18 protein-coding genes are annotated in these 23,549 nt (G+C 64.3%); 7 read left to right on the plus strand and 11 right to left on the minus strand.

The features are described from left to right. Positions 1-334: 334 nt before the first annotated feature. Entirely contained in the window at positions 335-2,782 is a 2,448-nt protein-coding gene (bamA, locus tag X265_RS10980) for an outer membrane protein assembly factor BamA (RefSeq protein ID WP_373291571.1), read from the plus strand. On the opposite strand, the gene X265_RS10985 is transcribed toward bamA, so the two are convergent. From X265_RS10985 to X265_RS11010, 6 genes are all read right to left on the minus strand, one after another. Further along, the gene (locus X265_RS10985; protein WP_128964841.1) at positions 2,779-4,011 is read right to left on the minus strand and encodes a Zn-dependent hydrolase; all 1,233 of its coding nucleotides are present in this window, start codon (positions 4,009-4,011) and stop codon (positions 2,779-2,781) included. The genes bamA and X265_RS10985 overlap by 4 nt on opposite strands. Beyond that, positions 4,004-4,789, minus strand: coding sequence for an ABC transporter ATP-binding protein (locus X265_RS10990; RefSeq protein WP_164938514.1), 786 nt, complete (start codon positions 4,787-4,789; stop codon positions 4,004-4,006). Before X265_RS10990 ends, X265_RS10985 begins: the two co-directional genes overlap by 8 nt. Continuing rightward, a complete protein-coding gene (locus X265_RS10995; protein WP_128969210.1) occupies positions 4,786-5,559 on the minus strand; it encodes an ABC transporter permease in 774 nt (257 codons plus the stop codon). Before X265_RS10995 ends, X265_RS10990 begins: the two co-directional genes overlap by 4 nt. Positions 5,560-5,629: 70 nt before the next feature. Continuing rightward, on the minus strand, positions 5,630-6,574 hold the full coding sequence (locus tag X265_RS11000) for an ABC transporter substrate-binding protein (protein WP_128964843.1): 945 nt from the start codon (positions 6,572-6,574) through the stop codon (positions 5,630-5,632). A 104-nt stretch (positions 6,575-6,678) separates the two neighbouring features. Continuing rightward, a complete protein-coding gene (gene hutC / locus X265_RS11005) occupies positions 6,679-7,407 on the minus strand; it encodes a histidine utilization transcriptional repressor HutC (protein ID WP_128964844.1) in 729 nt (242 codons plus the stop codon). Further along, a complete protein-coding gene (locus tag X265_RS11010) occupies positions 7,404-8,762 on the minus strand; it encodes a formimidoylglutamate deiminase (protein ID WP_128964845.1) in 1,359 nt (452 codons plus the stop codon). The genes hutC and X265_RS11010 overlap by 4 nt, the downstream gene beginning before the upstream one ends. Positions 8,763-8,840: 78 nt before the next feature. Between X265_RS11010 and hutI the strand changes: the two genes are divergently transcribed. From hutI to hutU, 3 genes are read left to right on the plus strand one after another with little or no spacing between them, the layout of a single operon-like run. Then, the gene (gene hutI, locus X265_RS11015; RefSeq protein ID WP_128964846.1) at positions 8,841-10,055 is read left to right on the plus strand and encodes an imidazolonepropionase; all 1,215 of its coding nucleotides are present in this window, start codon (positions 8,841-8,843) and stop codon (positions 10,053-10,055) included. After that, positions 10,052-11,611 carry a histidine ammonia-lyase gene (gene hutH / locus X265_RS11020; protein WP_128964847.1) on the plus strand — a complete coding sequence of 520 codons (1,560 nt, stop codon included), beginning with the start codon at positions 10,052-10,054 and terminating at the stop codon, positions 11,609-11,611. The genes hutI and hutH overlap by 4 nt, the downstream gene beginning before the upstream one ends. 28 nt (positions 11,612-11,639) lie before the next feature. Then, the gene (gene hutU, locus X265_RS11025) at positions 11,640-13,310 is read left to right on the plus strand and encodes a urocanate hydratase (protein WP_128964848.1); all 1,671 of its coding nucleotides are present in this window, start codon (positions 11,640-11,642) and stop codon (positions 13,308-13,310) included. Between the two features lie 7 nt (positions 13,311-13,317). Here hutU and X265_RS11030 read toward each other — a convergent pair whose 3' ends face one another. The 3 genes from X265_RS11030 to X265_RS11040 form a co-directional block, all read right to left on the minus strand. Then, positions 13,318-15,324, minus strand: a complete 2,007-nt coding sequence (locus X265_RS11030; RefSeq protein WP_128964849.1) for a putative bifunctional diguanylate cyclase/phosphodiesterase — start codon at positions 15,322-15,324, stop codon at positions 13,318-13,320. Positions 15,325-15,649: 325 nt separating this feature from the next. Next, complete coding sequence (gene blaBJP, locus X265_RS11035; RefSeq protein WP_128964850.1) at positions 15,650-16,540, minus strand: BJP family subclass B3 metallo-beta-lactamase; 891 nt, start codon at positions 16,538-16,540, stop codon at positions 15,650-15,652. 202 nt (positions 16,541-16,742) lie between these two features. Next, the gene (locus X265_RS11040) at positions 16,743-18,077 is read right to left on the minus strand and encodes a hypothetical protein (protein WP_164938515.1); all 1,335 of its coding nucleotides are present in this window, start codon (positions 18,075-18,077) and stop codon (positions 16,743-16,745) included. 366 nt (positions 18,078-18,443) lie between these two features. Here X265_RS11040 and X265_RS11045 point away from each other — a divergent pair, with 366 nt between their 5' ends. Then, the gene (locus X265_RS11045) at positions 18,444-19,253 is read left to right on the plus strand and encodes an ABC transporter substrate-binding protein (protein WP_128964851.1); all 810 of its coding nucleotides are present in this window, start codon (positions 18,444-18,446) and stop codon (positions 19,251-19,253) included. On the opposite strand, the gene X265_RS11050 is transcribed toward X265_RS11045, so the two are convergent. Both X265_RS11050 and arsC read right to left on the minus strand, forming a co-directional pair. Next, positions 19,227-19,925, minus strand: a complete 699-nt coding sequence (locus tag X265_RS11050) for an ABC transporter permease (protein WP_128964852.1) — start codon at positions 19,923-19,925, stop codon at positions 19,227-19,229. The genes X265_RS11045 and X265_RS11050 overlap by 27 nt on opposite strands. Positions 19,926-19,942: 17 nt before the next feature. After that, positions 19,943-20,293: an arsenate reductase (glutaredoxin) gene (gene arsC, locus X265_RS11055; protein WP_128964853.1), complete on the minus strand. Its 351-nt coding sequence runs from the start codon at positions 20,291-20,293 to the stop codon at positions 19,943-19,945. 108 nt (positions 20,294-20,401) lie between these two features. Here arsC and X265_RS11060 point away from each other — a divergent pair, with 108 nt between their 5' ends. Together X265_RS11060 and X265_RS11070 are read left to right on the plus strand one after the other, a co-directional pair. Beyond that, a complete protein-coding gene (locus X265_RS11060) occupies positions 20,402-21,823 on the plus strand; it encodes a carbohydrate porin (protein ID WP_128964854.1) in 1,422 nt (473 codons plus the stop codon). 782 nt (positions 21,824-22,605) lie between these two features. After that, on the plus strand, positions 22,606-23,457 hold the full coding sequence (locus tag X265_RS11070) for a 3-hydroxybutyryl-CoA dehydrogenase (protein ID WP_128964855.1): 852 nt from the start codon (positions 22,606-22,608) through the stop codon (positions 23,455-23,457). Positions 23,458-23,549 lie beyond the last annotated feature (92 nt).

The raw sequence follows: 23,549 nt of genomic DNA on the forward strand, positions 1-23,549 counted from the left end.
AGGCTGGTCGAGACGATTGGCTTCAATGCGTGCATCCCATGCGCGTTGGCGACGTCCGCGCCTTTCGCATCGGCCTTGTGGCCTTGTAAACAAGCCTTGTTTTGCCCAATGTTGCTGGCTTTTGGCGCAAACGCCCCGCCTGTGGGGTATGCGCGCTGGCGCGTCAATCAATCTCAATCCCCGGAAACAGTACAGCAATCCTGAAGCCACACCGTGGCCACAGCTCTCCCGTTTCAGAGCAGGTCAGGTGCTCTTGAGGTGTGGAATGTCGTTTTTGCGGGCCTGGCTTGTTGCGGCGGTCGTGAGTGGTGTGTCGATTGCAGGTTCACTTCCGATGGTGCTGTTGCCGCAGCCGGTCTCGGCGGCGCAAGCCACGGACGCCATCGTGGTCGAGGGCAATCGCCGCGTCGAGGCTGAGACGGTTCGCTCCTACTTCAACGCCAACGCCAGCGGCCAGTTCGATCAGGTCGCCCTCGACGACGGCCTCAAGGCGCTGGTCGAGACCGGCCTGTTTCAGGACGTGAGGGTCAACAGGGCCGGCGGTCATATCGTCGTGTCGGTGGTGGAAAACGCCGTGATCGGCCGCGTTGCGTTCGAGGGCAACAAGAAGATCAAGGACGAGCAGCTCTCCGCCGAAATCCAGTCGAAGCCGCGCGGCACCTTCTCGCGCGCCATGGTGCAGTCCGACACGCTGCGGATCGCCGAGATCTACCGCCGCTCGGGGCGTTACGACGTGCACGTCACCCCCGAAATCATCGAACAGCCGAATAACCGCGTCGATCTCGTCTTCACGGTCGAGGAGGGTGCCAAGACCGGCGTCAAGTCGGTCGAGTTCATCGGCAACAGCGCCTTCTCGGCCGCGCGACTGCGCGACGTGATCAAGACGCACGAGAGCAATCTGCTCAGCTTTCTCGGCAACAACGACATCTACGATCCCGACCGTGTCGAGGCCGATCGCGACCTGATCCGCCGCTTCTACCTGAAGAACGGTTTCGCCGATGCCCAGGTCGTGGCCGCACTCACCGAATACGATGCGGACAAGAAGGGCTTTCTCGTCACCTTCAAGATCGAGGAAGGCCAGCAATACCGCGTCGGCTCGGTCGATTTTCGCTCCAGCATCCCCAATTTCGACGCGGGCTCGCTGCGTAGCATGTCACGCGTCACCGTCGGCTCGCTCTACAACGTCGAAGCGGTCGAGAAGTCGACCGAGGAAATGCAGATCGAAGCCTCGCGCCGTGGCTATGCTTTCGCCGTGGTGCGGCCGGGCGGCGACCGCAATTTCGAGGCGCGTACCGTTTCCGTCGTGTTCAACGTCGACGAGGGCCCTCGCACCTATATCGAGCGTATCAATCTGCGCGGCAACACCCGCACCCGCGACTACGTGATCCGCCGCGAGTTCGACCTCTCCGAGGGCGATGCCTACAACCGCGCGCTGGTCGACCGCGCCGAGCGCCGGCTGAAGAACCTGGACTACTTCAAGAGCGTCAAGATCGTCACGGAACCCGGCTCGTCCAGCGACCGTGTCATCCTGATCGTCGACATGGAAGAGAAGTCGACCGGCGACTTCTCGATCTCGGGTGGCTATTCCACCAGCGACGGTGCGCTTGCGGAAGTCTCGGTCTCCGAGCGTAACCTGCTCGGTAAGGGGCTCTATGCCAAGGCGTCGGTCAGTTACGGCCAGTATTCGCGCGGCGTATCGCTCTCCTTCGTCGAGCCCTATCTGCTCGACCATCGGATCGCGCTCGGGTTCGATACTTATTGGAAGGATCAGAAATCGAACAGCTATACGAGCTACGGCGTGACGACGCTGGGCTTCTCGCCGCGGCTGGGCTTCGCCTTGCGGGAGGACCTGTCGCTCCAACTGCGCTACTCGCTGTATCAGCAGAGGATCACGCTCGCCAGCCCCTACAACAATTGCAACAACAACGCAGCCAACACGTCGTTGGCCTTCAACCCGACGCCGGCCTACATCCAGAACGTCCTTGGCGGGGTGGATCCCACGAACTCCACCAGTTCGGGCGTCTACGGTTACGGCTGCTACGGCGACGGCGAATCCAGTCTTCCTGTCCGAAAGGAACTTGCGAACGGTGCGACCTGGACCTCGGCGCTGGGCTACACGCTGAGCTACAACACGCTCGATAACACCAAGAACCCGACTGACGGCCTGCTCGTCGACTTCAAGCAGGATTTTGCCGGCGTCGGCGGCGACGTTACCTATCTGAAGACCGCGCTCGACACCAAATACTACACGGCGATGGTGTCCGACATCGTCAGCGTGATCCATCTCCAGGGCGGGGTGCTCAGCAAGCTCGGCAACAACGAGCTGCGCATGCTGGATCACTTCCAGATGGGCCCGAACCTGGTCCGCGGCTTCGCCTCGAATGGCATCGGCCCGCGCGACATCACCTATTGGAACTACGGCTCGAGCGGTGATGCGCTCGGCGGCACGAAATATTGGGGCGCATCGATGGAGTTGCAGATGCCGTTCTGGTTCCTTCCCAAGGAAGTCGGCCTGAAGGGCGCCGTCTATGCCGATGCCGGCTCGCTCTGGGGCTACCAGGGGCCGACCTCGTGGGCGGCGACGGGCGAGGTCAATACCAAGGCTTGCCCGACCTGCGGATTGCAATATGACGACAGCAGCGTGGTGCGGTCCTCGGTCGGTGTCGGCCTGATCTGGGCTTCGCCGTTCGGACCGCTGCGCTTCGACTATGCCGTGCCGCTGACCAAGGGCAAATACGACATCGTCCAGGAGTTCAGATTCGGCGGCGGTACGTCGTTCTAGCGATTCAGTATCCGCCGGCACGCATCGACGAAAATCTGCGCGCCGGTGACGATGTCAGCGTCCGCAGTGTTTTCGGTCCAGTGGTGGCTGATGCCCCCGATCGAAGGCACGAACAGCATGCCCGCGGGCATGATAGTCGCGAGCATCTGCGCGTCGTGGCCGGCGCCGCTGGGCATGCGGATAAAACGTCCGCCGGCCAGCTCCTTGCTCGCGGCTTCGATGGCATCCTGAATGTCGGCATTCATCATGGCCGGCGCGCCGGTGCGGATCTTCTCCACGTTTGCGGTGCAGGGGCCCTTCGCGCTGGCTTCGGCTGCCATCGTTCGCAGCAACTCCTCCAGCCGCGCGATCACGGCCGGATTGTCGTCCCGGATCTGGAACAGCATTTCCGCGCCACCCGGAATGATGCTCGGCGCACCCGGATCGAGCGTGATGCGGCCGGTGGTCCAGACCGTGCGCGGTCCGCATGCGGCCGGGAAGCGCTCGTCGATCGCCACGCAGAACTTTGCCAGCGCGAGACCCGCATCCTTGCGCACGGCCATGCGCGTGGTGCCGGCGTGGTTCTGCTCGCCGATGAAAGTGATGCGGTACTGCCAGATGCCGACGATGGAGGTCACGACACCGATCGCGAGCTTGCCGCTTTCGAGCGTGTCGCCCTGCTCGATATGCGCCTCGACATATCCGACGTGCCGTCCCGGCTCGACCGTGATGCGCGGACGTCCGGCGAGGCCCATGTCGCTGAGCGCGTCGCGCATGGCGCGGCCATTGGTGCGGTCGCGCGCGGCATCGATCTCCGCCTCGGTCACCTGTCCGACATAGGAGCGCGATCCGAGGAAGCTGCCGAAATGACCTTCCTCGTCACACCACGCGGCGACTTCGACAGCGCCTTTCACGGAGTGATCGGCGTTGAGCACGCGGGCCGCTTCCAGCGCATAGACGACGCCGAGCGGGCCATCGAGCCAGCCGGCATAGTTCTGGCTTTCCAGGTGCGATCCGACGAGCAGTTTCGGTCCGGGCTTGCTGCTGGTGCCGACGATATTGCCGATGCCGTCGATCGCACCGGCGAGGCCGGCCTCGGGCAGCTTCTGCACCAGCCAGTCCAGCGATTGCCTGTGCGGCTCCGAGAAGGTCGGCTTGTGCACGCCGGACTTGTAAGTGCCCAGTGCACGGAGCGCATTGAGATCGGCGAGGACGCGCTCGCCATTGGCGCGGGGATGAGTATCAGGCATGTTCGGCAACCTTCAACGCCTCAGTGCGGATCTCCTCGACCAGCCGTTCCTTCAGTTGGACGAACTCGGGCGTGGTCTTGATCTTGTAGGAGCGCGGATGCGGCAGGTCCACGGCGATCTCCGCCTTGATGCGGCCCGGGCGGGCGCTCATGACCATGACGCGGCTGCCGAGGAAGATTGCTTCCTCGATGTCGTGGGTCACGAACAGCACGGTCTTCTGGTCGCGCTCCCAGATCCCGAGCAGCATTTCCTGCATCAGGGCGCGGGTCTGGTTGTCCAGCGCACCGAAGGGCTCATCGAGCAGCAGGATCTTGGGATCATTGGCGAGCGCGCGCGCAATCGCCGTACGCTGTTGCATGCCGCCGGAGAGCTGTTTCGGCCAGTGGTCCTCGAAGCCGGCAAGTCCGACCTGGCGGATGAAGCCATCCGCGACCTTGTTGCGCTCCGCCTCGGCCACGCCGCGTTCGCGCAGGCCAAAGGCGATGTTCTCGCGCACGGTGAGCCACGGAAACAGCGTGTAGGACTGGAACACCATGCCGCGATCGGCGCCGGGGCCGGTGACCTCGCGTCCGTCGAGCGTGACGCGTCCGCTGGTCGGACGGTCGAGACCGGCGACGATGCGCAGCAGTGTGGATTTGCCGCAGCCGGACGGGCCGAGGATGGTGACGAAGTCGTTGTTGCCGATGGCGAGGTCGGTCGGCTCCAGCGCCCTCGTGGGGGCGTTGCCGTGACGTGACGGAAAGGTGCGCGAGACTTGCTCGATCCTGAGGATCGTCATGCCAGCCTCCACGGAAACAGCCAGGCATTGAACGCCTTGAAGATGAAGTCCGAGAGCAACCCGATCAGTCCGATCACGATGATGCCGAAGATGATCTGGCCGGTATTGAGCAGCGCCTGGCTGTCGGTGATCATATGTCCGATGCCGGAGGACGAGCCGATCAGCTCGGCGACGATCACGTAGGTCCAGGCCCAGCCGAGCACCAGGCGCAGGATTTCCGCAATCTCGGGTGCGGAGGAGGGCAGCAGCACGCGGCGGATGATGCCGCGGTCGCTGGCACCTAACGTATAGGCGGCTTCAACCAGATCGCGCCGCGTGGCACCGACGGTCACGGCGACCATCAGGATCACCTGGAACACCGAGCCGATGAAAATGACCAGCAGCTTCTGCAACTCGCCGATGCCGGCCCACAGGATCAACAGCGGAATAAAGGCGGAGGCGGGCAGATAGCGCGCGAAGGAGACGAAGGGTTCGAGAAAGGCCTCGATCGGCTTGTAGGCGCCCATCAGCACGCCGAGCGGAACGGCGATGATCGCGGCCAGCGCAAAGCCGCCGACGACGCGCCAGATCGTCATGCCGATGTCGAACAGGAATCCCTGCTTGACCAGGAGATCGTAACCCTCCTGCACCATGGTCAGCGGGTTGGCGAGAAATGTCTTTGACACATGGCCGCCAAAGGTCGCCCAGGACCAGAGGGCGACGAACAGCACGAAGAACGCGAGGCCATAGGCCACGCGTTGCTTCGATGTCACGGAATCCAGGGGACGCATCGTCAGATCTATCCGAATGGCGATCATGCGCTGATCCCGCTGCGCGGCGGGACCAGCAGGGTGTCGGAGCCTACTTGATGAAGCTGGCGTCGTAGAGGTCCTCGATCTTCGGCGTGGCCTTGATGATGCCGATCTCGAGCAGCAGCTCGGCCGCATCCTTGTTGAAGGCGAGGAAGTCGCCCGCGAAGAACTTCTGGTTCGCGGCCTTGTCCTGCCAACGCAGGTACTTCGCCGAGTTGCCGAACTGCTCGCCGGTCTGCTTCACGTCCGCGCCCATGATCTCATAGGCCTTGGCCTGATCCTTGGCGATCATGTCGAGCGCCTCGAAATAGCTGTTGGCGAGGGCCTGCGCAGCCTTCGGGTTCTCGTTCAGGAATTTCGGCGTGCAGCCGAACGTGTCCATCACGATCGGATAATCCAGCGTGGTCGCGATGATCTTGCCCTTGTCGGGGGCGGCCCGCACGGTCGACAGATACGGCTCATAGGTCATCGCGGCGTCGTTCTGGCCAGAGACGAACGCCTGCGCGGCTGCGGCCGGCTCGAGGTTGACCACGGTGACATCCTTCACCGTGAGGCCATTCTTCTTCAGCATCCAGGCCAGCGCGAAATAGGGCGAGGTGCCGGGCGCCGAGGCCGCGACGGTCTTGCCCTTCAGCTCCTTGATCGAATTGATGTCGTTGCGCACGGCCATGCCGTCGGCGCCATAGCTCTTGTCGAGCTGGAAGATCTGCTTGGTCGCGACGCCATTGGCGTTCCACGAGATCCAGGTCTCGACCGTGGTCGCTGCGCACTGCACGTCGCCGGAAGCGATGGCGAGGTGGCGGTCCTTCTGCGGGATCTTCTTGATGGTGACGTCGAGGCCATTCTTCTTGAAGATGCCGGCTTCCTTCGCCAGCGTCAGCGGTGCAAAGCCGGTCCATCCGGAGATGCCGACTCCGACCTTGATATCGTCGGCGAGCACCGGGGTGACGGCCGTGAGCGCAATGATGGTCGCAAATATTGTCGAGCTACGCATGATTATCGTCCTCTTGCCCAGAAGGTTTGACGTCCTGTTGATCTCTGTCGGCCGCTGTGGGCCGTTGCGGAAAACGTTGCACGATTTGTGCCGACATCGTTCCCTCAGCCTCCCTTGAATCGCGCGACAAGGCGGTGAGAGTCACCCGGATAGAGCAGGCGCACCGCGGTGATCGTGCGTGCGCTGCGCCAGGTATAGCGGTCGATCACGAGGCACGGCGCGCCGATGGCGATGTCGAGCGCTTCTGCGGTGCGATCATCCGCAACGATGGCGCTGATCGTGTGCTCGGCCTCCGTCCAGGGGACATGATGAAGCAGCCAAGAGCCTGGCGGCTCGCGCGAGAAATCCGCGGTCGCAGCAGATGGCACAGAGGACAGATCGATCAACCTGTCCTCGACGGCAAAGGGCACGTTGTCGGCGCTGTGGCGGCAGGCGATCGCAATCACCTTGCCGGCTTTCTTGACACCGAGACGCGCGCGATCGGCAGCGGTCGCCGCGCGCAGCTTGCGGCCGATCAGCTCGTAACCATAGCTGCGGCCGAGCGCGGTGATCTCGGCGCGGATATCGGCGATCTTGAGCACAGCCGACTGATGCTGAGGTCGGCGCACGAACGAGCCGGCACGTCGTCTCCGCTCGATCAGGTCTGCCTGCGCGAGCTCAGATAGCGCCTTGTTCACCGTCATGCGCGAACAGCCGTAGCGTGCCACGAGCTCGTGCTCGAACGGGATGCGGTGGCCCGGCGGCCATTCACCCGTCAGGATGCGCTTTTCGATATCGGCGCGGATGCGCTTGTAGAGCGTCGGCTTGTCGGCGCTATCTGTGGCAAGGCTCACGCGACGAGCCTCCGGATCGCGGCGTTGAAGCCGTCGCGCGCGGATTGGCGCAGTTTATGCTGCCCGCCCTCGACAACCTTGTTGCCGCCGGCCCAGACGCAATCGATCGCGCCGCTTCCCGCCGCGAAGATCCAGCCGTCAATGAGCGCATCGCCGCGGCGTTCCGCCAGCGAGGGATGCATGCTATCGAGGGTGACGATATCGGCGCGCGCGCTGGGCGAGAGGCCGATTGTCGGCTGTGCCAGCGCCCGCGCGCCGCCCGCAAGGGCATCGTCAAACAGCGTGCGACCAGTCGAACGTCCGGCGCCGCCGGACAGCACGTTGCGCGCGCGATGCTTCAATCGTTGGCCATATTCGAGCTGGCGCAACTCGTCGGCGACACCGACCAGCACATTGGAATCGGTGCCGACGCCGAACACGCCGCCGGCGTCGAGATATTCGCGCGCCGGAAAGATGCCGTCGCCGAGACTTGCTTCGGTGACAGGGCAAAGCCCCGCGACCGCGCCCGTCTTCGCGAAGGCGATCACTTCCGCATCCGTCATATGGGTCGCGTGAATGAGGCACCAGCGCTGATCGAGTGGTGCGTGCTCCAGCAGCCACTGCACGGGCCGCTGCCCCGACCAGGCCAGGCAATCCTCGACTTCTTTCACCTGCTCGGCGGCATGGATGTGCACCGGTCCGCCGTCCGCAAGGGGAATGATCGCCGCGAGCTCGGGCGGCGCCACCGCGCGCAGGCTGTGCGGCGCGATGCCGATATCGGCGCCCGGCAAGTTTGCAATCGCTTTGCGCGAAGCCGCCATCAGCGCGGCGAACTGATCGATCGAGCAGATGAAGCGGCGCTGGCCGTCATGCGGCGCAGCGCCGCCGAATGAGCCGTGCGCATAAAAGCTTGGGAGCAGCGTCAGGCCGATGCTTGAGGTTTCTGCAGCCTGCGCAATCCGCGCAGCCATCTCCGCGGGGTTGGCATAAGGCGAGCCGTCGCGATCGTGATGCAGATAATGGAATTCGCCGACGCGGGTAAAACCCTGCTCCAGCATCTCGACATAGAGCAACGTCGCGACGGCGGCGACATCATCCGGCGTCATCGACAGTGCGAAACGGTACATCGTCTCGCGCCAGGTCCAGAACGTATCGGTGGAATCGCCGCGCAGTTCGGCAAGTCCCGCCATGCCGCGCTGGAAGGCGTGACTGTGCAGGCTCGAAAGTCCTGGAAGCGCGATGGCGTGACGCTCGTCGCCCGCGGCTGGGGCAACGCCCGGCGTCACCTCCGCGATCGCGCCGGCGGTGATCACCACCTGCACGTCATGGGCCCAGCCCGAAGGCAGGAGCGCGGAGGCGAAATGCAGTCGGGACATGGTGACACGCCGGCTGGACAGAACCGCCTTACGATTATATGTCTAGACATATAAGTCAAGCATCCGACGGGTACCCGCATGGCAGAGCGCTTCGACCGGATCTGGCATAATGCCCGCCTCGCCACGCTGCGGGCCGACCGTCCCGATCTCGGCGAGATCGAGCATGGCGTGATCGCCGCGCGCGGCGGCCACATCGTCTATGCGGGCCCGGCCGCGGATTTTCCTGTCGATGCCGACGCCATCAAACGGATCGATTGCGAGGGGCGCTGGATCACACCGGGGCTCGTCGACTGCCACACGCATCTCGTTTATGGCGGCAACCGCGCCCACGAATTCGAGCTGCGGCTGAAGGGCGCGAGCTACGAGGAGATCGCGCGCGCCGGCGGAGGTATCGTCTCGACGGTGGCGGCGACGCGCAAGGCGAACGAAGCCGAACTGGTTGCGGGTGCATTGCCACGGCTCGATGCGTTGATCGGCGAGGGCGCCACCACGGTCGAGATCAAGTCCGGTTACGGCCTCAACGCCGAGACCGAGTTGCGGCAGCTCTCTGCCGCACGCAGCCTCGGCCGGCAGCGGCCGGTCGCCATCCGCACCTCCTTCCTCGGCGCACATGCATTACCGATCGAAGCGGAGGGCGACAAGGATCGCTACATCGATCTCGTCTGCAAGGAGATGCTGCCCGCTGTCGCGAAGGCGGGCCTCGCCGATGCCGTCGACGCCTTCATGGAGGGCATCGCGTTCTCCGCCGTGCAGACCGCGCGGGTGTTCGAGACCGCGAGGTCGCTCGGTCTGCCGGTGAAACTGCATGCGGATCAGCTCTCAAATCTCGGTGGTGCCGCGCTCGCTGCCAAATTCTCCGGCCTCTCCGCGGATCACCTCGAGCACACGGACGAAGCCGGCGCTGCCGCGATGGCCAAGGCTAGCACGGTGGCCGTGCTGCTGCCCGGCGCGTTCTACTTCATCCGTGAGACGCAAAAACCGCCGGTCGAGGTGTTCCGCAAGCACGGCGTCCCCATGGCGCTTGCGACCGACTGCAATCCCGGCAGTTCGCCGCTGACCTCACTGTTGCTTGCCATGAACATGGGCGCGACGCTGTTCCGCCTGACGGTGACTGAATGCCTCGCCGGTATCACCCGCGAAGGCGCGCGTGCGCTCGGCATGCTCGCCGAAACCGGCACGCTCGAAGCCGGCAAATGGTGCGACCTCGCGATCTGGGACATCGAGCGTCTCGCTGAGCTGGTCTACCGCATCGGCTTCAATCCGCTGCATCGGCGCGTCTGGAGAGGGCAGTGACGGCGCAAGGGTCAACGATCGTTGTCAAACCGGGAGCAGTGAGCATCGACGACCTCGCGCGCGTGCTCGGAGGCGCATCGGTCATGCTCGATGCCCCGTTCTGGCCGCGGGTCGAGGCGGCTGCGGAAATTGTGGCGAAGGCGGCGCAGGCCGCGGATCCCGTTTATGGCATCAATACCGGCTTCGGGAAGCTCGCCTCGAAACGCATACCGCCCGATCGGACCGCGCTGCTCCAGCGCAATCTCATCGTCTCGCATTGCTGCGGCGTCGGCCCGGCGACGCCGGAACCGATCGTCCGCTTGATGATGGCGCTGAAGATCATCTCGCTCGGGCGCGGCGCTTCGGGGGTGCGCCGCGAGGTGATCGAGCAGTTGCATGCGATGTTGGCGCGAGATGTCTGTCCGCTGGTGCCGCAGCAAGGGTCGGTCGGCGCCTCCGGCGATCTCGCGCCGCTCGCGCACATGACTGCGGTGATGATCGGCGAAGGGCAGGCGATCCTCGATGGGAAAACCGTGTCCGGTGCCGAGGCGCTGGCGGCAGCCGGCCTCGCGCCGCTGACGCTCGGCCCCAAGGAAGGTCTCGCGCTGATCAACGGGACGCAGTTCTCGACCGCCTATGCCCTATCAGGCTTGCTGCGTGCATTCCGCTTGGCTCGCGCCGCACTCGTCACCGGCGCGCTGTCGGTCGATGCGGCGATGGCTTCGACCGCACCGTTCCGTCCCGAAATCCAGGCGCTCCGCGGCCACGCCGGGCAGATCGCGGCGGCGGCGACGCTGACCGCGCTGCTCGAGGGCAGCGACATCCGCCTGTCGCATCTCGAGGGCGACGAGCGCGTGCAGGATCCCTATTGCCTGCGCTGCCAGCCACAGGTCGCGGGCGCGGCGCTGGACCTGATCACGCAGGCTGCGCGCACGCTGATGGTCGAAGCCAATGCCGTCACCGACAATCCGTTGGTGCTGGTCGAGACCGGCGAAATCGTCTCCGGCGGCAATTTCCACGCCGAGCCGGTCGCTTTTGCCGCCGACACGATCGCGCTGGCGCTGTCGGAGATCGGCGCGATCAGTGAACGCCGTATCGCGACGTTGGTCGATCCCGCGCTCAATTTCGGCCTGCCGCCGTTCCTCACCCCCGATCCCGGCATCAATTCCGGCTTCATGATCGCCGAGGTGACGGCTGCCGCGCTCTATGCCGAAAACAAGCAGCGCGCGGCTGCCTGCTCGATCGATTCGACACCGACCAGCGCCAACCAGGAAGACCATGTCTCGATGGCTGCGCACGCCGCGAGGCGCTTGTCCGACATGGCCGACAATCTCGCCGCGATCCTTGGGATCGAGCTCCTGGTTGCCGCTCAAGGTATCACGTTGCGCGCGCCGCATGCGACGAGCGCGCCGCTCGCTGCAGTCATCGCGAAGCTTCGCGAGCAGGTGCCCGCGCTCGGCGCGGACCGCTACATGGCCGCCGATCTCGCGAGGGCGGCTGCGCTGATCGAAGGCGATGCGTTGCCGACCGTGGCGATCGCGGCGCTTTCATCCGATCCATTTCCAAAACTTGACTGAACGAGATTTGACTAAAGGGGTGTTCCGCATGAACCGCCGACTGGACAATGACCGCACCATCCGCGCGCCCCGTGGCAGCGAGATCAGCGCCAAGAGCTGGCTGACGGAAGCGCCGCTCCGCATGCTCATGAACAATCTCGACCCTGACGTCGCGGAGCGACCGAGCGAACTCGTCGTCTATGGCGGCATCGGCCGCGCCGCGCGCGACTGGGAGAGTTTTGACCGCATTACCAACGCGTTGCGCAAGCTCCAGAGCGACGAGACCCTGCTGGTGCAATCAGGCAAGCCGGTTGGCGTGTTTCGCACCCACGCAGATGCGCCACGCGTCTTGATCGCGAACTCCAACATCGTGCCGCATTGGGCGACGCTCGATCATTTCAACGAGCTCGATCGCCAGGGCTTGATGATGTACGGCCAGATGACGGCGGGCTCCTGGATCTACATCGGCAGCCAGGGCATCGTGCAGGGCACTTACGAGACCTTCGTCGAGGTCGGACGTCGTCACTACGGCGGCAGCCTCGCAGGCAGATGGATTCTCACCGCCGGTCTCGGCGGCATGGGCGGTGCGCAGCCGCTGGCGGCGACCATGGCGGGCGCGTCGATGCTCGCGGTCGAATGCCAGCCGAGCCGCATCGAGATGCGGCTGCGCACCGGCTATCTCGATCGCCAGGCCGCGACGCTCGACGAAGCGCTCGCGATCATGGCGGAGGCCGCGAAGACCAAGAAAGCGGTTTCGGTCGCCCTGCTCGGCAACGCCGCGGAGATTTTTCCGGAGCTGGTCCGCCGCGGCGTCAAGCCCGACATCGTCACCGACCAGACCAGCGCGCATGACCCGATCAACGGCTATTTGCCGAAGGGCTGGACGTTGGCCGATTGGGAGGCCAAGCGCGCATCCGATCCGAAGGCGGTCGAGCGCGCCTCGAAGATGTCGATGGTCGAGCACGTCCAGGCCATGCTGGATTTCCATGCGCAGGGCATTCCGACGCTCGACTACGGCAACAACATCCGCCAGATGGCGCAGGACATGGGCCTGAAGAACGCCTTCGATTTCCCCGGCTTCGTGCCGGCCTATATCCGCCCGCTGTTCTGCCGCGGCGTCGGGCCGTTCCGCTGGGCCGCGCTGTCGGGAGATCCCGAGGACATCTACAAGACCGATGCCAAGGTCAAGGAGCTGATGCCCGACGACAAGCATCTGCACGTCTGGCTCGACATGGCCAAGGCACGCATCAAGTTCCAGGGCCTGCCGGCGCGGATATGCTGGGTTGGCCTGGGCGATCGTGATCGCCTTGGGCTCGCCTTCAACGACATGGTGGCGCGCGGCGAATTGAAGGCGCCGATCGTGATCGGCCGCGATCATCTCGACAGCGGTTCGGTGGCGAGCCCGAACCGCGAGACCGAGGCGATGAAGGACGGATCGGATGCCGTGTCCGACTGGCCGCTGCTCAATGCGCTGCTCAATTGCGCCAGCGGGGCGACCTGGGTGTCGCTGCATCATGGCGGCGGCGTCGGCATCGGCTATTCCCAGCACGCCGGCATGGTGATCGTCGCCGACGGCACGCCGGAAGCGGCAAAGCGCATCGCGCGCGTGCTCTGGAACGATCCCGCCAGCGGCGTCATGCGTCATGCCGACGCGGGCTACGACATCGCGATCGACTGTGCCCGTGCCAAGGGGCTCGATCTTCCGAGCCTTTCGACCTAGCGCGGCCTCACGCCACGACCTTGGCTGCGCTCTGGTCCAGGCGCTCGCGTTCCTTGGCGAGATAATCCTCGATCGCCGCCCCGGGCATGGGCTTGGAGAAGTAATAGCCCTGCACGAAATCGCATCCGAGGCGGCGCAGGGTGTCGAACTGGGCGCGGGTCTCGACGCCCTCGACGACGCAGGCGATCTCCATGTCGTCGCACAGGCCCGTGAGCGACTTGATGATCTTGTGGCTGACCGGGTTGTCGCTGATGTCGGCGACGAAACTGCGGTCGATCTTGAGCTTGTCCAGCGGCAGGCGGTGCACATGGCTCAGCGAGGAATAGCCGGTGCCGAAATCATCCAGCGAAATGCCGCAGCCCATGGCTTTCAGCGCGGCGATCGACTGCTGGGCGCGGACGAAGTCGAAGGTGACGGCAGTCTCCGTAATTTCGAAGTCGAGCCGGCGCGGCGGCACGCCGCTCTTCTCGATGATGGCGATCAGCGGCAGGATGCCGTCCGGCGAGCAGATGTCGTGGGCCGAGAGGTTGAACGACAGGCGGGTGTGATCGGGCCAGGTCTTGGCGGCCGCGAGCGCGCGCACCAGCAGCGCCTGCGTCAGGGCGCGGATCAGGCCGATCCGCTCGGCGGCCGGGATGAAGTCGGCCGGCGAGACCCAGCCGAGGCGGGGGCTCTGCCAGCGCGCCAGCGCCTCGAAACCCGCGGTGTGCTCGCTCATGGCATCGACGATCGGCTGGAACACCAGCTCCATCTCGGCGTCGAAATCGGCGGTGCGCAGCAGGGTCTCGATCACGCTGCGGCTGCGAATCTCAGCCTCGAGCTCGCTGGAGAAGATCACCGTCCGCCCGCGCAGATGACGCTTGGCATGGTAGAGCGAATAGTCCGCGCATTCGTAGAGGGCCTCCGCCGTCGTCGCCGAGCGCGGATACAGCGCAAAGCCGATCGAGCAGGACAGGCCGGTGTGAGCGGTGTCGAGCTGGTAGGGCAGCTTGACCTGCTCGCCGATACGCTCGCCGAGCCGCAGCAGATCGGCATCCTCGGGGTCGCCACACACGACGAGACCGAATTCGTCACCGCCCAGGCGCGCGAATTCCACGCGTTGTGGCCCGAAGCCTTCGCAGACCTCGCGGATACGGCGCCCGGCCTCGATCAGGACTCGATCGCCGATCGAGTGGCCGTAATTGTCGTTGATCGGCTTGAAGCCGTCGAGGTCGATGATGCCGACCGCGACGCGCACGTGCCTGCGTTCGGCATCGGCGAAGGCGCTCGACAGCTCGGCGAAAAAGCGGCGGCGGTTCGGCAGTTCGGTCAGGGCATCGAGATTGGCGAGACGAAAATTCTCGTCCGACAGCGTCTGCGTCGCCGCCTGCTGCGCCAGCAGGGATTTGCGGCTGCCGACGAGATCGGCGAAGTCGCGATAATAGATGAACAGCACGGTCACCATCGCGCCGGAGACCAGCAGATTGTTGACTGCGATCGCCTTCAGCGTCGGTTCGCCCGTGGCCCAGAAGAACAGCACATAGGGCAGGTCGACGACGATCGTCACGATCAGCGCCGCCGAACGTAGATGCATCAGCGAGAAGATGCAGCCGATTACGGTCACGGCCATGTAGAAGGCGACCTGGCTCTTGGCAAACGGATCGCCGTACGGATAGAGCGCGAACGACCAGGCGGTGAAGCCCGCACCGATCGGCAGCGTCATCCAGTTGGTGGCACGCAGATTGCGCAGGATGTCGGCATCACTGCGCACCAGATGACGTTGGCGCAGCCACCAGAAGGTGCGAAGCGCCGCGAGCAGCGTCAGCACGCCCGGGACGATCATCGTCAGCCAGTCCGGCGCGACGTTGACGTAGGTATAGGCGACCGCGATCGTGTTGCTGATCAGGATGAAGTAGAGCAGCGGGATCTGCTTGGAGAAGGCGTCGAATTGCGCGCGTGTCAGGTCCGAGTCGGTGGGCACGCGGAACAGCGCCACGGCCGCCGCGAAGTAAGCTTTCAATTTGATGGCAAGCATTACAAACGCGCCCCAAAATCCCTTCAAAAACGAAGTCGATCTTGCATGGCGGGGGTAAAGACCGCGTTAGACTGGTTCCCCACGGGAGCGCTACCGGAAATTGTGCGCCGCCGCAGGATTTTCCACCCGCGTGCATTGGTGAGAGACTGTTAACATTGCGCGGCGGAGGCGGGCGCCGTTTCGTGCGACAGATCGTCCGAAAGCGATCGCGGATACGTACTGCTAACCGTATCCGCCGCGGCGGCGCCTCCTCGCGACGGCGGTATTGTGTGCTCCATCCACCTCTCCCCGAGGAGAGATGGATGGAGCGCCGAGAGCCAACCTTCTATTTCGCGGCCTGCAGCGCGGCGGTCTGCTTGGCGAGCGCCTTGTCGAAATCCTCCGACAGGCCGGTCGCGTAGGTCGCAAGCTCGCCCGGCTTGACGAACGGATTGGGCGTCTCGCTCTTGATCTGCTGTGCGCGTTTGTCCTGCATGCCGTAAACCTCGGGATGCGGTCCGAGCAGCACGTCGATCTTCATCGCTTTGACTCTGGCGAAGGTCGCGCGATAGTCGTCGACGATGCCGGGATAGGTCGGCTGTCCCACCAGCCGGTTCAGCGCCACGGTGCCGCTGCAGAAGAACAGCACCTCGCGGTCCTGGCCGCCGTCCTTCACCGTCATCTCCCAGCTGGTGCAGCCCGGCGAATGGCCGGGCGTCGCGTGCGCCGTCAGCGTGGTGTCGCCGAGCGTGACCTTGTCGCCTTCCTTCACTGTGCGATCGACTTTCACCGGCGGAAAGGTGAGGTCCGGGTTCTTCTCGTCGCCCGGATAATAGCCGCCCTCGAGCAGCGGCTTGTCGCGCTCGCCGGCGACGAGCTGTGCGCCGCTCTCCTGCTTGATCTCGGCAAAGCCGCCGGTGTGGTCGAGATGGGCGTGGCTGTTGAGGATGTATTTGATATCGGCGACCTTGAAGCCCAGCTTGGCGATGTTGTCCTTGATCATGCCCGTCGACTGCGGCATCGCGGTGTCCATCAGGATCAGGCCCTGCGACGTCTTGATGACGTAGACGGCGATGCCCTCGGTCCCGACATAGTAGATGTTGTCGACCAGGTGGAACGGCTCGAACGGCGCGGTCCACTTCTTCATAACCGTCGCCAGGAAGTCCTTGATGGTCTGCGCCTGCGCGCCAGGTGCAAAGAGCGCGAGCGCACATAGCGCGGCCGTGAGCTTTCTCATGGATTGTCCTCCCTGGTGTTGTTTTTCGTTGCGACCGCGGCTCCGCGGATCGATCGGGAGGCTAGATGTTGCGCGATCTGGCAGCAACCGCCGCGTGTTCGAAAAATTCCGCGTCATGCGCGGAATAACGGGTGCCGTCCGGTTTCGGCATGCGGCAATCGGCATCCGACCGCGCCGCGGCTCTCCCGTCGCCCTCAAAAGATCAGGCGAGAGCGGCCTGTCGTTCCCGCACCGGTTCGCGGGTTCGGTCGGCGCCACGCGGCTCGGCGAGCCGCGTAAAGCTGCGCTGGCTCGCATCTGCGGGCGCCTCGACGATGACGCCCTCGCAGACGATCTGGCCGCCGAGCAGCTTGAATTCCAGCTTGTCGTAGCGCGGCATCGTCTCGCCGGGCTCGGGCGGCAGCAGCTCGATGCGGCCTTGGATGTTCAGCGTCGCTTCGCCGGTTCCGTGCAGCCGGGGATTCCACATCCTGATCCCGGTCTCGGACCAGCGCTGCCGGATCAGTGTGGCGCGGTCGGCGGGCTCCACGATCTTTGCCCGGACCTTCGGCGCGCTCTGAGTCTTCGGAGCGGGAGCCGGCTCGACCTGCGCGGCGCCAACAGGCGTGTCCGTGGACACATCTTCCGCGGCAATGGCCGGGCCGGGCGGCAGATCGTCGGGGGCATCGGGCTCGATCTCTGCCGCTGCGACGCTGGAAGCGGGCTCGCTATCGACGCTGGCCTCGGCGGAGGCGGGCACGGTGATCCCGGCGTCGACCACGATGACGGAGGCCTCGTCGACGGTGACCGCTTCGACCGCGTTGGAAAGGGCGCACGCCGGTTCTTCTTCGACGAGGCGCCCGGAGCTCTCGACCGGCTTTAATTCCGTCTCGGCAGTGGCGACATGCTCCACAGCGACAGGCTCGACATCCTCAGGCCGTTCTGTGGATGCATCGCTGCCGATGATGGGCTCAGCGGCTTCAATCGCTTCGACGTCGACGGAAAAGACCGGAGCCTCGTCTACGATGTCGGGTTCGCCATCCGTCAGGAGTTCTACGGCGAGATCGCTGCTGACGACAGGCTCGGGAGCGTCGATTGCGTCGACTTCGACAAGCGAAGCGGGAGCCTCGTTGACGACCTCGGATTCAGCCTCGGTCAGACGTTCGGCAGGCGGATCGCTGCTGATCAGTTCAAGCAGATCAACCGGCTCGCTCGCGACCTCGACCGACGGGCCTGAAGTCTGTTCGACGACGACGAACTCGACCTCTACCGGCGTCTCCGGAGATGTATGGTCGCTGACGCCGATATTGGTCGTGGCCGCGGACGCGGTCTCTTCGATGACGGAGACAGCGGTGTTGTCTTCGACCGGCACAGCCACTTCGATGCCGGCGTCGCCGGGCATCGGCTCGATGTTGAGGCTGTCGAGGGCCGGAGCAGCTTCTGCGATGATCGCCGGCTGCTCATCCGCAGCGCTCGGCGCCGCGGCAATGCTGCCGCCAGGGGGCGGGGGCCGAAGCCGCTTGAACGCCCATTTCACCGCGGGAATGCGGCTCAGCAACGATATCAGTCTCGAAAGCACTGGGACTTGTCCAAGAGGTACTCAGGGCTGTAGGCAAGCGCTGATTCGCCGGCAATTCGAAAAGCTGCCCCGGCTGTCACATCCCTGTCAATTGAGGCGGGACCAATTGCAGAACATCTGCACAGCCCCCGCGCCGCCGATCGCCAACGCGATGACGCAGGCGGATGCCAGAATGATTGTCTTCATTGGACTCTCCTTTACGTTGCGGCTCCAGCAACCGGGCTGTGCCGGCGCCGTTCCAGCCGATGGGGGCCATTGCCATCAACTCTCTGCCGCCAAACGTCGGGGTTCCCGCCGTCATCGCCGGCGGCTATTGGACGGTATCATCGCTTGTTTGAGGGACGCATGAGAAAGCTTGCCGCTATCGCAACGATCCTGTTCTGGTCGACATGCGCGTACGCGCAGGATCGCTCCATCACGGTGGCCTCGACGACGTCGACGGAGCAATCGGGCTTGTTCGGCTACCTGCTGCCGCTGTTCACGAAAGAGAAGGGCATCGCGGTGAAGGTCGTCGCCGTCGGCACCGGGCAGGCGCTGGATATCGGTCGGCGCGGCGATGCTGATGTGGTGTTCGTCCATGACAGGGTGGCGGAAGACAAATTCATGTCCGAAGGGCAGGGCGTGAAGCGCTTCGACGTGATGTACAACGACTTCGTCATTGTCGGGCCGAAAAGCGATCCCGCCCACATCGCTGGCGACAAGGATGTCGCCGATGCCCTGCGCAAGATCGCAGCGGCCAAGGCACCGTTCATCTCGCGCGGCGACAAGTCCGGGACGCATGCCGCCGAACTGAGATTGTGGAAAGAGGCGGGCGTCGACATCGCGACCGCCAAGGGCAGCTGGTATCGCGAGATCGGCCAGGGCATGGGCCCGGCGCTGAACATGGCGTCCTCGTCGAATGCTTACCTGCTGTCGGACCGCGGCACCTGGCTGTCGTTCAAGAACCGTGGCGAGCTTGCGATCCTGACCGAGGGCGACAAGCGGCTGTTCAACCAATACGGCGTCATGCTGGTCAATCCCGACAAGCATCCTGACGTCAAGGCGAAGGACGGACAGGCCTTCATCGACTGGCTGATCTCGCCGAAGGGGCAGGATGCGATCGCCGGCTACAAGGTTGGCGGCGAGCAGCTATTTTTCCCCAACGCGTCCCACTAGCAGGAAGGCGACGGTCGAGACGGCGACGCTGAGCGCGAGCAGGATCAGCCCGAGCCCCAGCGCCAGCGGCAAATCGCCTTTGCTGGTCTCCAGCGCGATCGCTGTCGTCATCGTGCGCGTAAAGCCTCTGATATTGCCGCCGACGATGATGATGGCGCCGACTTCGGCGATGGCGCGCCCGAAGGCGGCGAGGAAGGCCGTCAGCAGGGAGGTCCGGCCGAGCGCGAACAAGAGGCCGATGCTGCGCAGCGTCGACAGTCCGTCGATCCGCGCGAGGTCGCCATACTCGGCCCACAGCAGGCTCGCCGGCCGGTGCACCAGCGCCACCACGATCGGCGTGGCCAGCAGCGTCTGCGCGATCACCATGGCCGTCGGCGTGAACAACAGGCCCGCGGCTCCCAGGGGGCCGGATCGCGACAACATCAGATAAAGCGCAAGCCCGACCACGACCGGCGGCAGGCCAAGCAGTGCGTTGGTCAGAACGATGATGACCTGCCGGCCACGAAAGCGGGTGATCGCAAGCAGGGCTCCGAGCGGAGCACCGAGCAGCAGTGCGACGACGCTGGCCGTCAGGCTCACGCGCACTGACAGCGCGACGATGCCGAGCAGCTCGGGATCGGCTTCGCCAATCAGCGCGAACGCGGCAGCGATGGATCTGGCAAAATCGTTCATCCGGCCCGATGCTGTTGCTACGGCAGGAGGTCGAGCACGAGTTCGGAGGGGCGGCAAAGCCTCACGCCTTTCGGCGTGACGACGATCGGCCGGTTGATCAGGATGGGATGCGCGATCATGGCGTCGAGAAGCTGGTCGTCGGTCAGATCGGGATTGTCGAGTCCGAGCTCGGCGTACGGCGCGGCCTTCTCGCGAACTGCCTCGCGCACCGAAATTCCCATGCGGGCGATCAGCTGCCGCAACAGCGCGCGGGACGGCGGTGTCTTCAGATATTCGACCACATGCGGTTCGACACCAGCATCGCGGATCGTGGCAAGCGTCGTGCGCGACGTGCCGCACTCAGGGTTGTGGTAGATGATCGCGTCCATGCCATGGGCCCTGTCTGATGTGTGCTGAATTGTACACATGTGCGTTGCTCGGTTCCATCCAGAGTTTGCGCTTGAAAGCGTAGCTCAGCCGTGTCCCACTGATACTGGATGAGCAAACCTGAGTTGATATCAACGAGAGCCTTTGGAGTCTTTGCCGCCGTGGTGGTCGGCGGATATCTGCTGGCCGCCGTCCAGGCGCTCGCGCAGGAAGACAAGAAAACCGACGATGACAAGCCAGCCGATCCGGACACGGGCGAGAGCACGGTCGAGGAGAAAACGCTCGGCCTGCTACCGAACCCGCTTCAGAAATATGGGGTGAAGTTCGCGGCGACTTACATCGGGGAAGAGCTGGGCAACGCTTCGGGCGGAGTCAGGCAAGGCGCGGTCTACGAGGGCCGCTTGAATCTCGCCGTCGACGTCGATCTGGACAAGCTTGCCGGCCTCGACAAGCTGACTTTCCATGCCAACATGTTCCAGATTCACGGCGGCGGCCTGTCGCGCGACAATCTGCAAAATTTCTTCGTCGTGAGCGGGATCGAGGCGTTGCCGTCGACCCGGCTCTACGAAGCCTATTTCGAGAAGCAGTGGGGCGAGAAGAAGGTCTCGCTGAAGCTCGGCCAGCTCGCGGCCGACAGCGAGTTCATCAACACCAAATACACCGACGTCTTCACCAACGCCTCGATGGGCTGGCCGGCCATCACCTCGCTGGATCTGCCGAGCGGTGGTCCCTCGCCACCGCTGGCCGCGATGGGCGCGAGACTTCTCGTCAACGTCACCGACCAGCTCGCCGTCCTCGGCGGAATCTTTGACGGCGATCAGGCGGGCCCCGGTCCTGGCGATCCTCAGCAACGCAATCGTTACGGCATCAATTTCCGTGTCAACGATCCGCCGCTTCTGCTCGGACAGGTTCAATACGCCTGGAATAACAAGAAAGGCGATCCCAATCTTGCCGGCCAGATCAAGTTCGGCGGCTGGCGTCATTTTGGCGCGTTTGCGGATCAACGGCTCGCATCCAACGGCATATCGCTCGCAGCGCCCGCGAGCAGCGGCGAGCCGATGTTGTTGTCCGGCGATATCGGGGGCTGGATTGTATTCGAGCAGCAGATCTATCGCGTGCCCCAGAGTGACGATCGCGGCATCGGCGTCTTTATCCGGGCCTCCGGCGCCCCGGCCGATCGCAATCTGATCGATCTCTATGCCGATGGCGGCGTTGAGTTCGTCGGTCTCGACGAGCGCCGTCCGGATGACAAGTTCGGGATCGCAGCCGGCTACGCGCATGTTTCGAAGCGTGCGCAGACGCTCGATGCAGACTTCCGGGCCCTCGTCGCGCCGGATTGGCCGGTTCGCAGTTTCGAGGGCTTGCTGACCGCCGTGTATCAATATCAAATCAGGGACGGCTGGACGGTCCAGCCGAACTTCCAGTACATCATTCATCCCGGCGGCGGCGCGACGCTCCCGTCCGGTCCGCTTGCCGGCAAGGTGCTCGGAAACGCCTCGGTATTCGGATTGCGGACCACGCTGAAATTCTAGGGCGCGTCACGAACGGCGGATGGGTATTTCGGTGGACGGGCAAAACACTTGAACGGGGTGTCAATCCCGGATTCCGGAAATATTCTCCTTTACCGAATTTCGGAACGATCGTATATGTCGCGCACCTCACCCGGCACGAGGGACGGATCGCGAGTCGTCCGGTACGTGGGTGGGGTGCGGTGGACGCGGGCGCGCGTCGGCACGCAAGGGTCGGGAGCAGGGCGAGCGGAGGATTGAGCCGAACCTCGTGAGCTTCCGCCGCGTGTGACGAACGGCGCGGGCTGCGTACGGCAAAACCGTGTGGTCCTGACTGTCGTTGCTGCAGCCAAGCCTTGCGGAAGGCGGCATGAGGCCAACCGGCCCTTGCCGTCAGCTTTTCGCAAGGCGACGGAGGCCAAAGGGAATTCGGCTCCGGGGAGGGCACGGCATAAGCCGTCAAACCACTCGCGCAGGTCGGGATGTCCTGGCTGCCCTGTACGCCGCTGTGCAGTCTTCCAATGCGCTACACGCGCACAGCGGACCGCGGGTGCCAGTCGGCGCCCGGCCTTCCCTGCGCCCTCGGCATTGTCCAGGGCGAAACGAGCCGCAAAGCTCGGGCCGATCAGGCCGCGAGAGCGCGAAATCATGCCTCTTCGATAAGGAAAGGCGGCTTTATTCTCGCCACGGATGGGTTAAGGAAGAGCCTGGATGCGGTGCAGCATGTGAGGCGCCGCGGCTCGAAATTCATCAAACCGGGCACGCCGATACAGGTCGGGCTCGCTCAACGAAAAGGACGTCAGTCTATGATCAATACCGTTGGCATTATCGGAGCCGGGACCATGGGCAACGGCATCGCTCAAATCTGCGCCGCGGCCGGCCTTTCGGTCGTGATGGTCGATATCTCCGATGCGGCGGTGAACCGCGGCATCTCGACCGTCGGCGGCAGCCTCGAGCGCCTGGTCAAGAAGGAGAAGATCTCGGCGGCCGATCGCGATGCGACGCTCAAGCGCATCACCGGCACCACCGATCGCGCCAAGCTGTCCGATTGCGATCTCGTCATCGAGGCCGCGACCGAGAACGAGGAGCTGAAGGTCAAGATCCTGAAGGACCTCTGCGCCACGCTCTCGCCGCGCACGCTGGTGGCGACCAACACCTCGTCGATCTCGATCACCAAGCTCGCCGCCGCCACCGATCGCCCCGATCGCTTCATCGGCATGCATTTCTTCAACCCGGTTCCGGTGATGCAGCTGTTGGAACTCATCCGCGGCCTGCAGACGTCTGACGATACCCACGCCAAGGCGCTCGATTTCGCCCAGCGCGTCGGCAAGGTGGCGATCACCGCCAAGAACAGCCCGGGTTTCGCCGTCAACCGCATCCTTTGCCCGATGATCAACGAGGCGATCTTCGCGCTTCAGGAGGGGATCGCGACGGCCGAGGAAATCGACGCCGGCATGAAGCTCGGGTGCAATCATCCGATCGGGCCGCTGGCCCTGGCCGATCTCGTCGGTCTCGACACCATGCTTTCGGTGATGGAGGTCTTTTACAAGGGCTTCAACGACCCTAAATACCGTCCAGCCCCCCTGCTCAAGGAAATGGTCGATGCCGGCCATCTCGGCCGCAAGACCGGGCAGGGCTTTTACACTTACGGCGCCTGATCTTGTAATTTGCGCTGGGACAAAGACGTCACCCGCAACTGCATCTTAGCTTCGTTCCTTCTCCCCTTGTGGGAGAAGGTGGCGCGAAGCGC

Origin of the sequence: Bradyrhizobium guangdongense, from assembly GCF_004114975.1 — a bacterium.
GTDB classification, from domain to species: domain Bacteria; phylum Pseudomonadota; class Alphaproteobacteria; order Rhizobiales; family Xanthobacteraceae; genus Bradyrhizobium; species Bradyrhizobium guangdongense.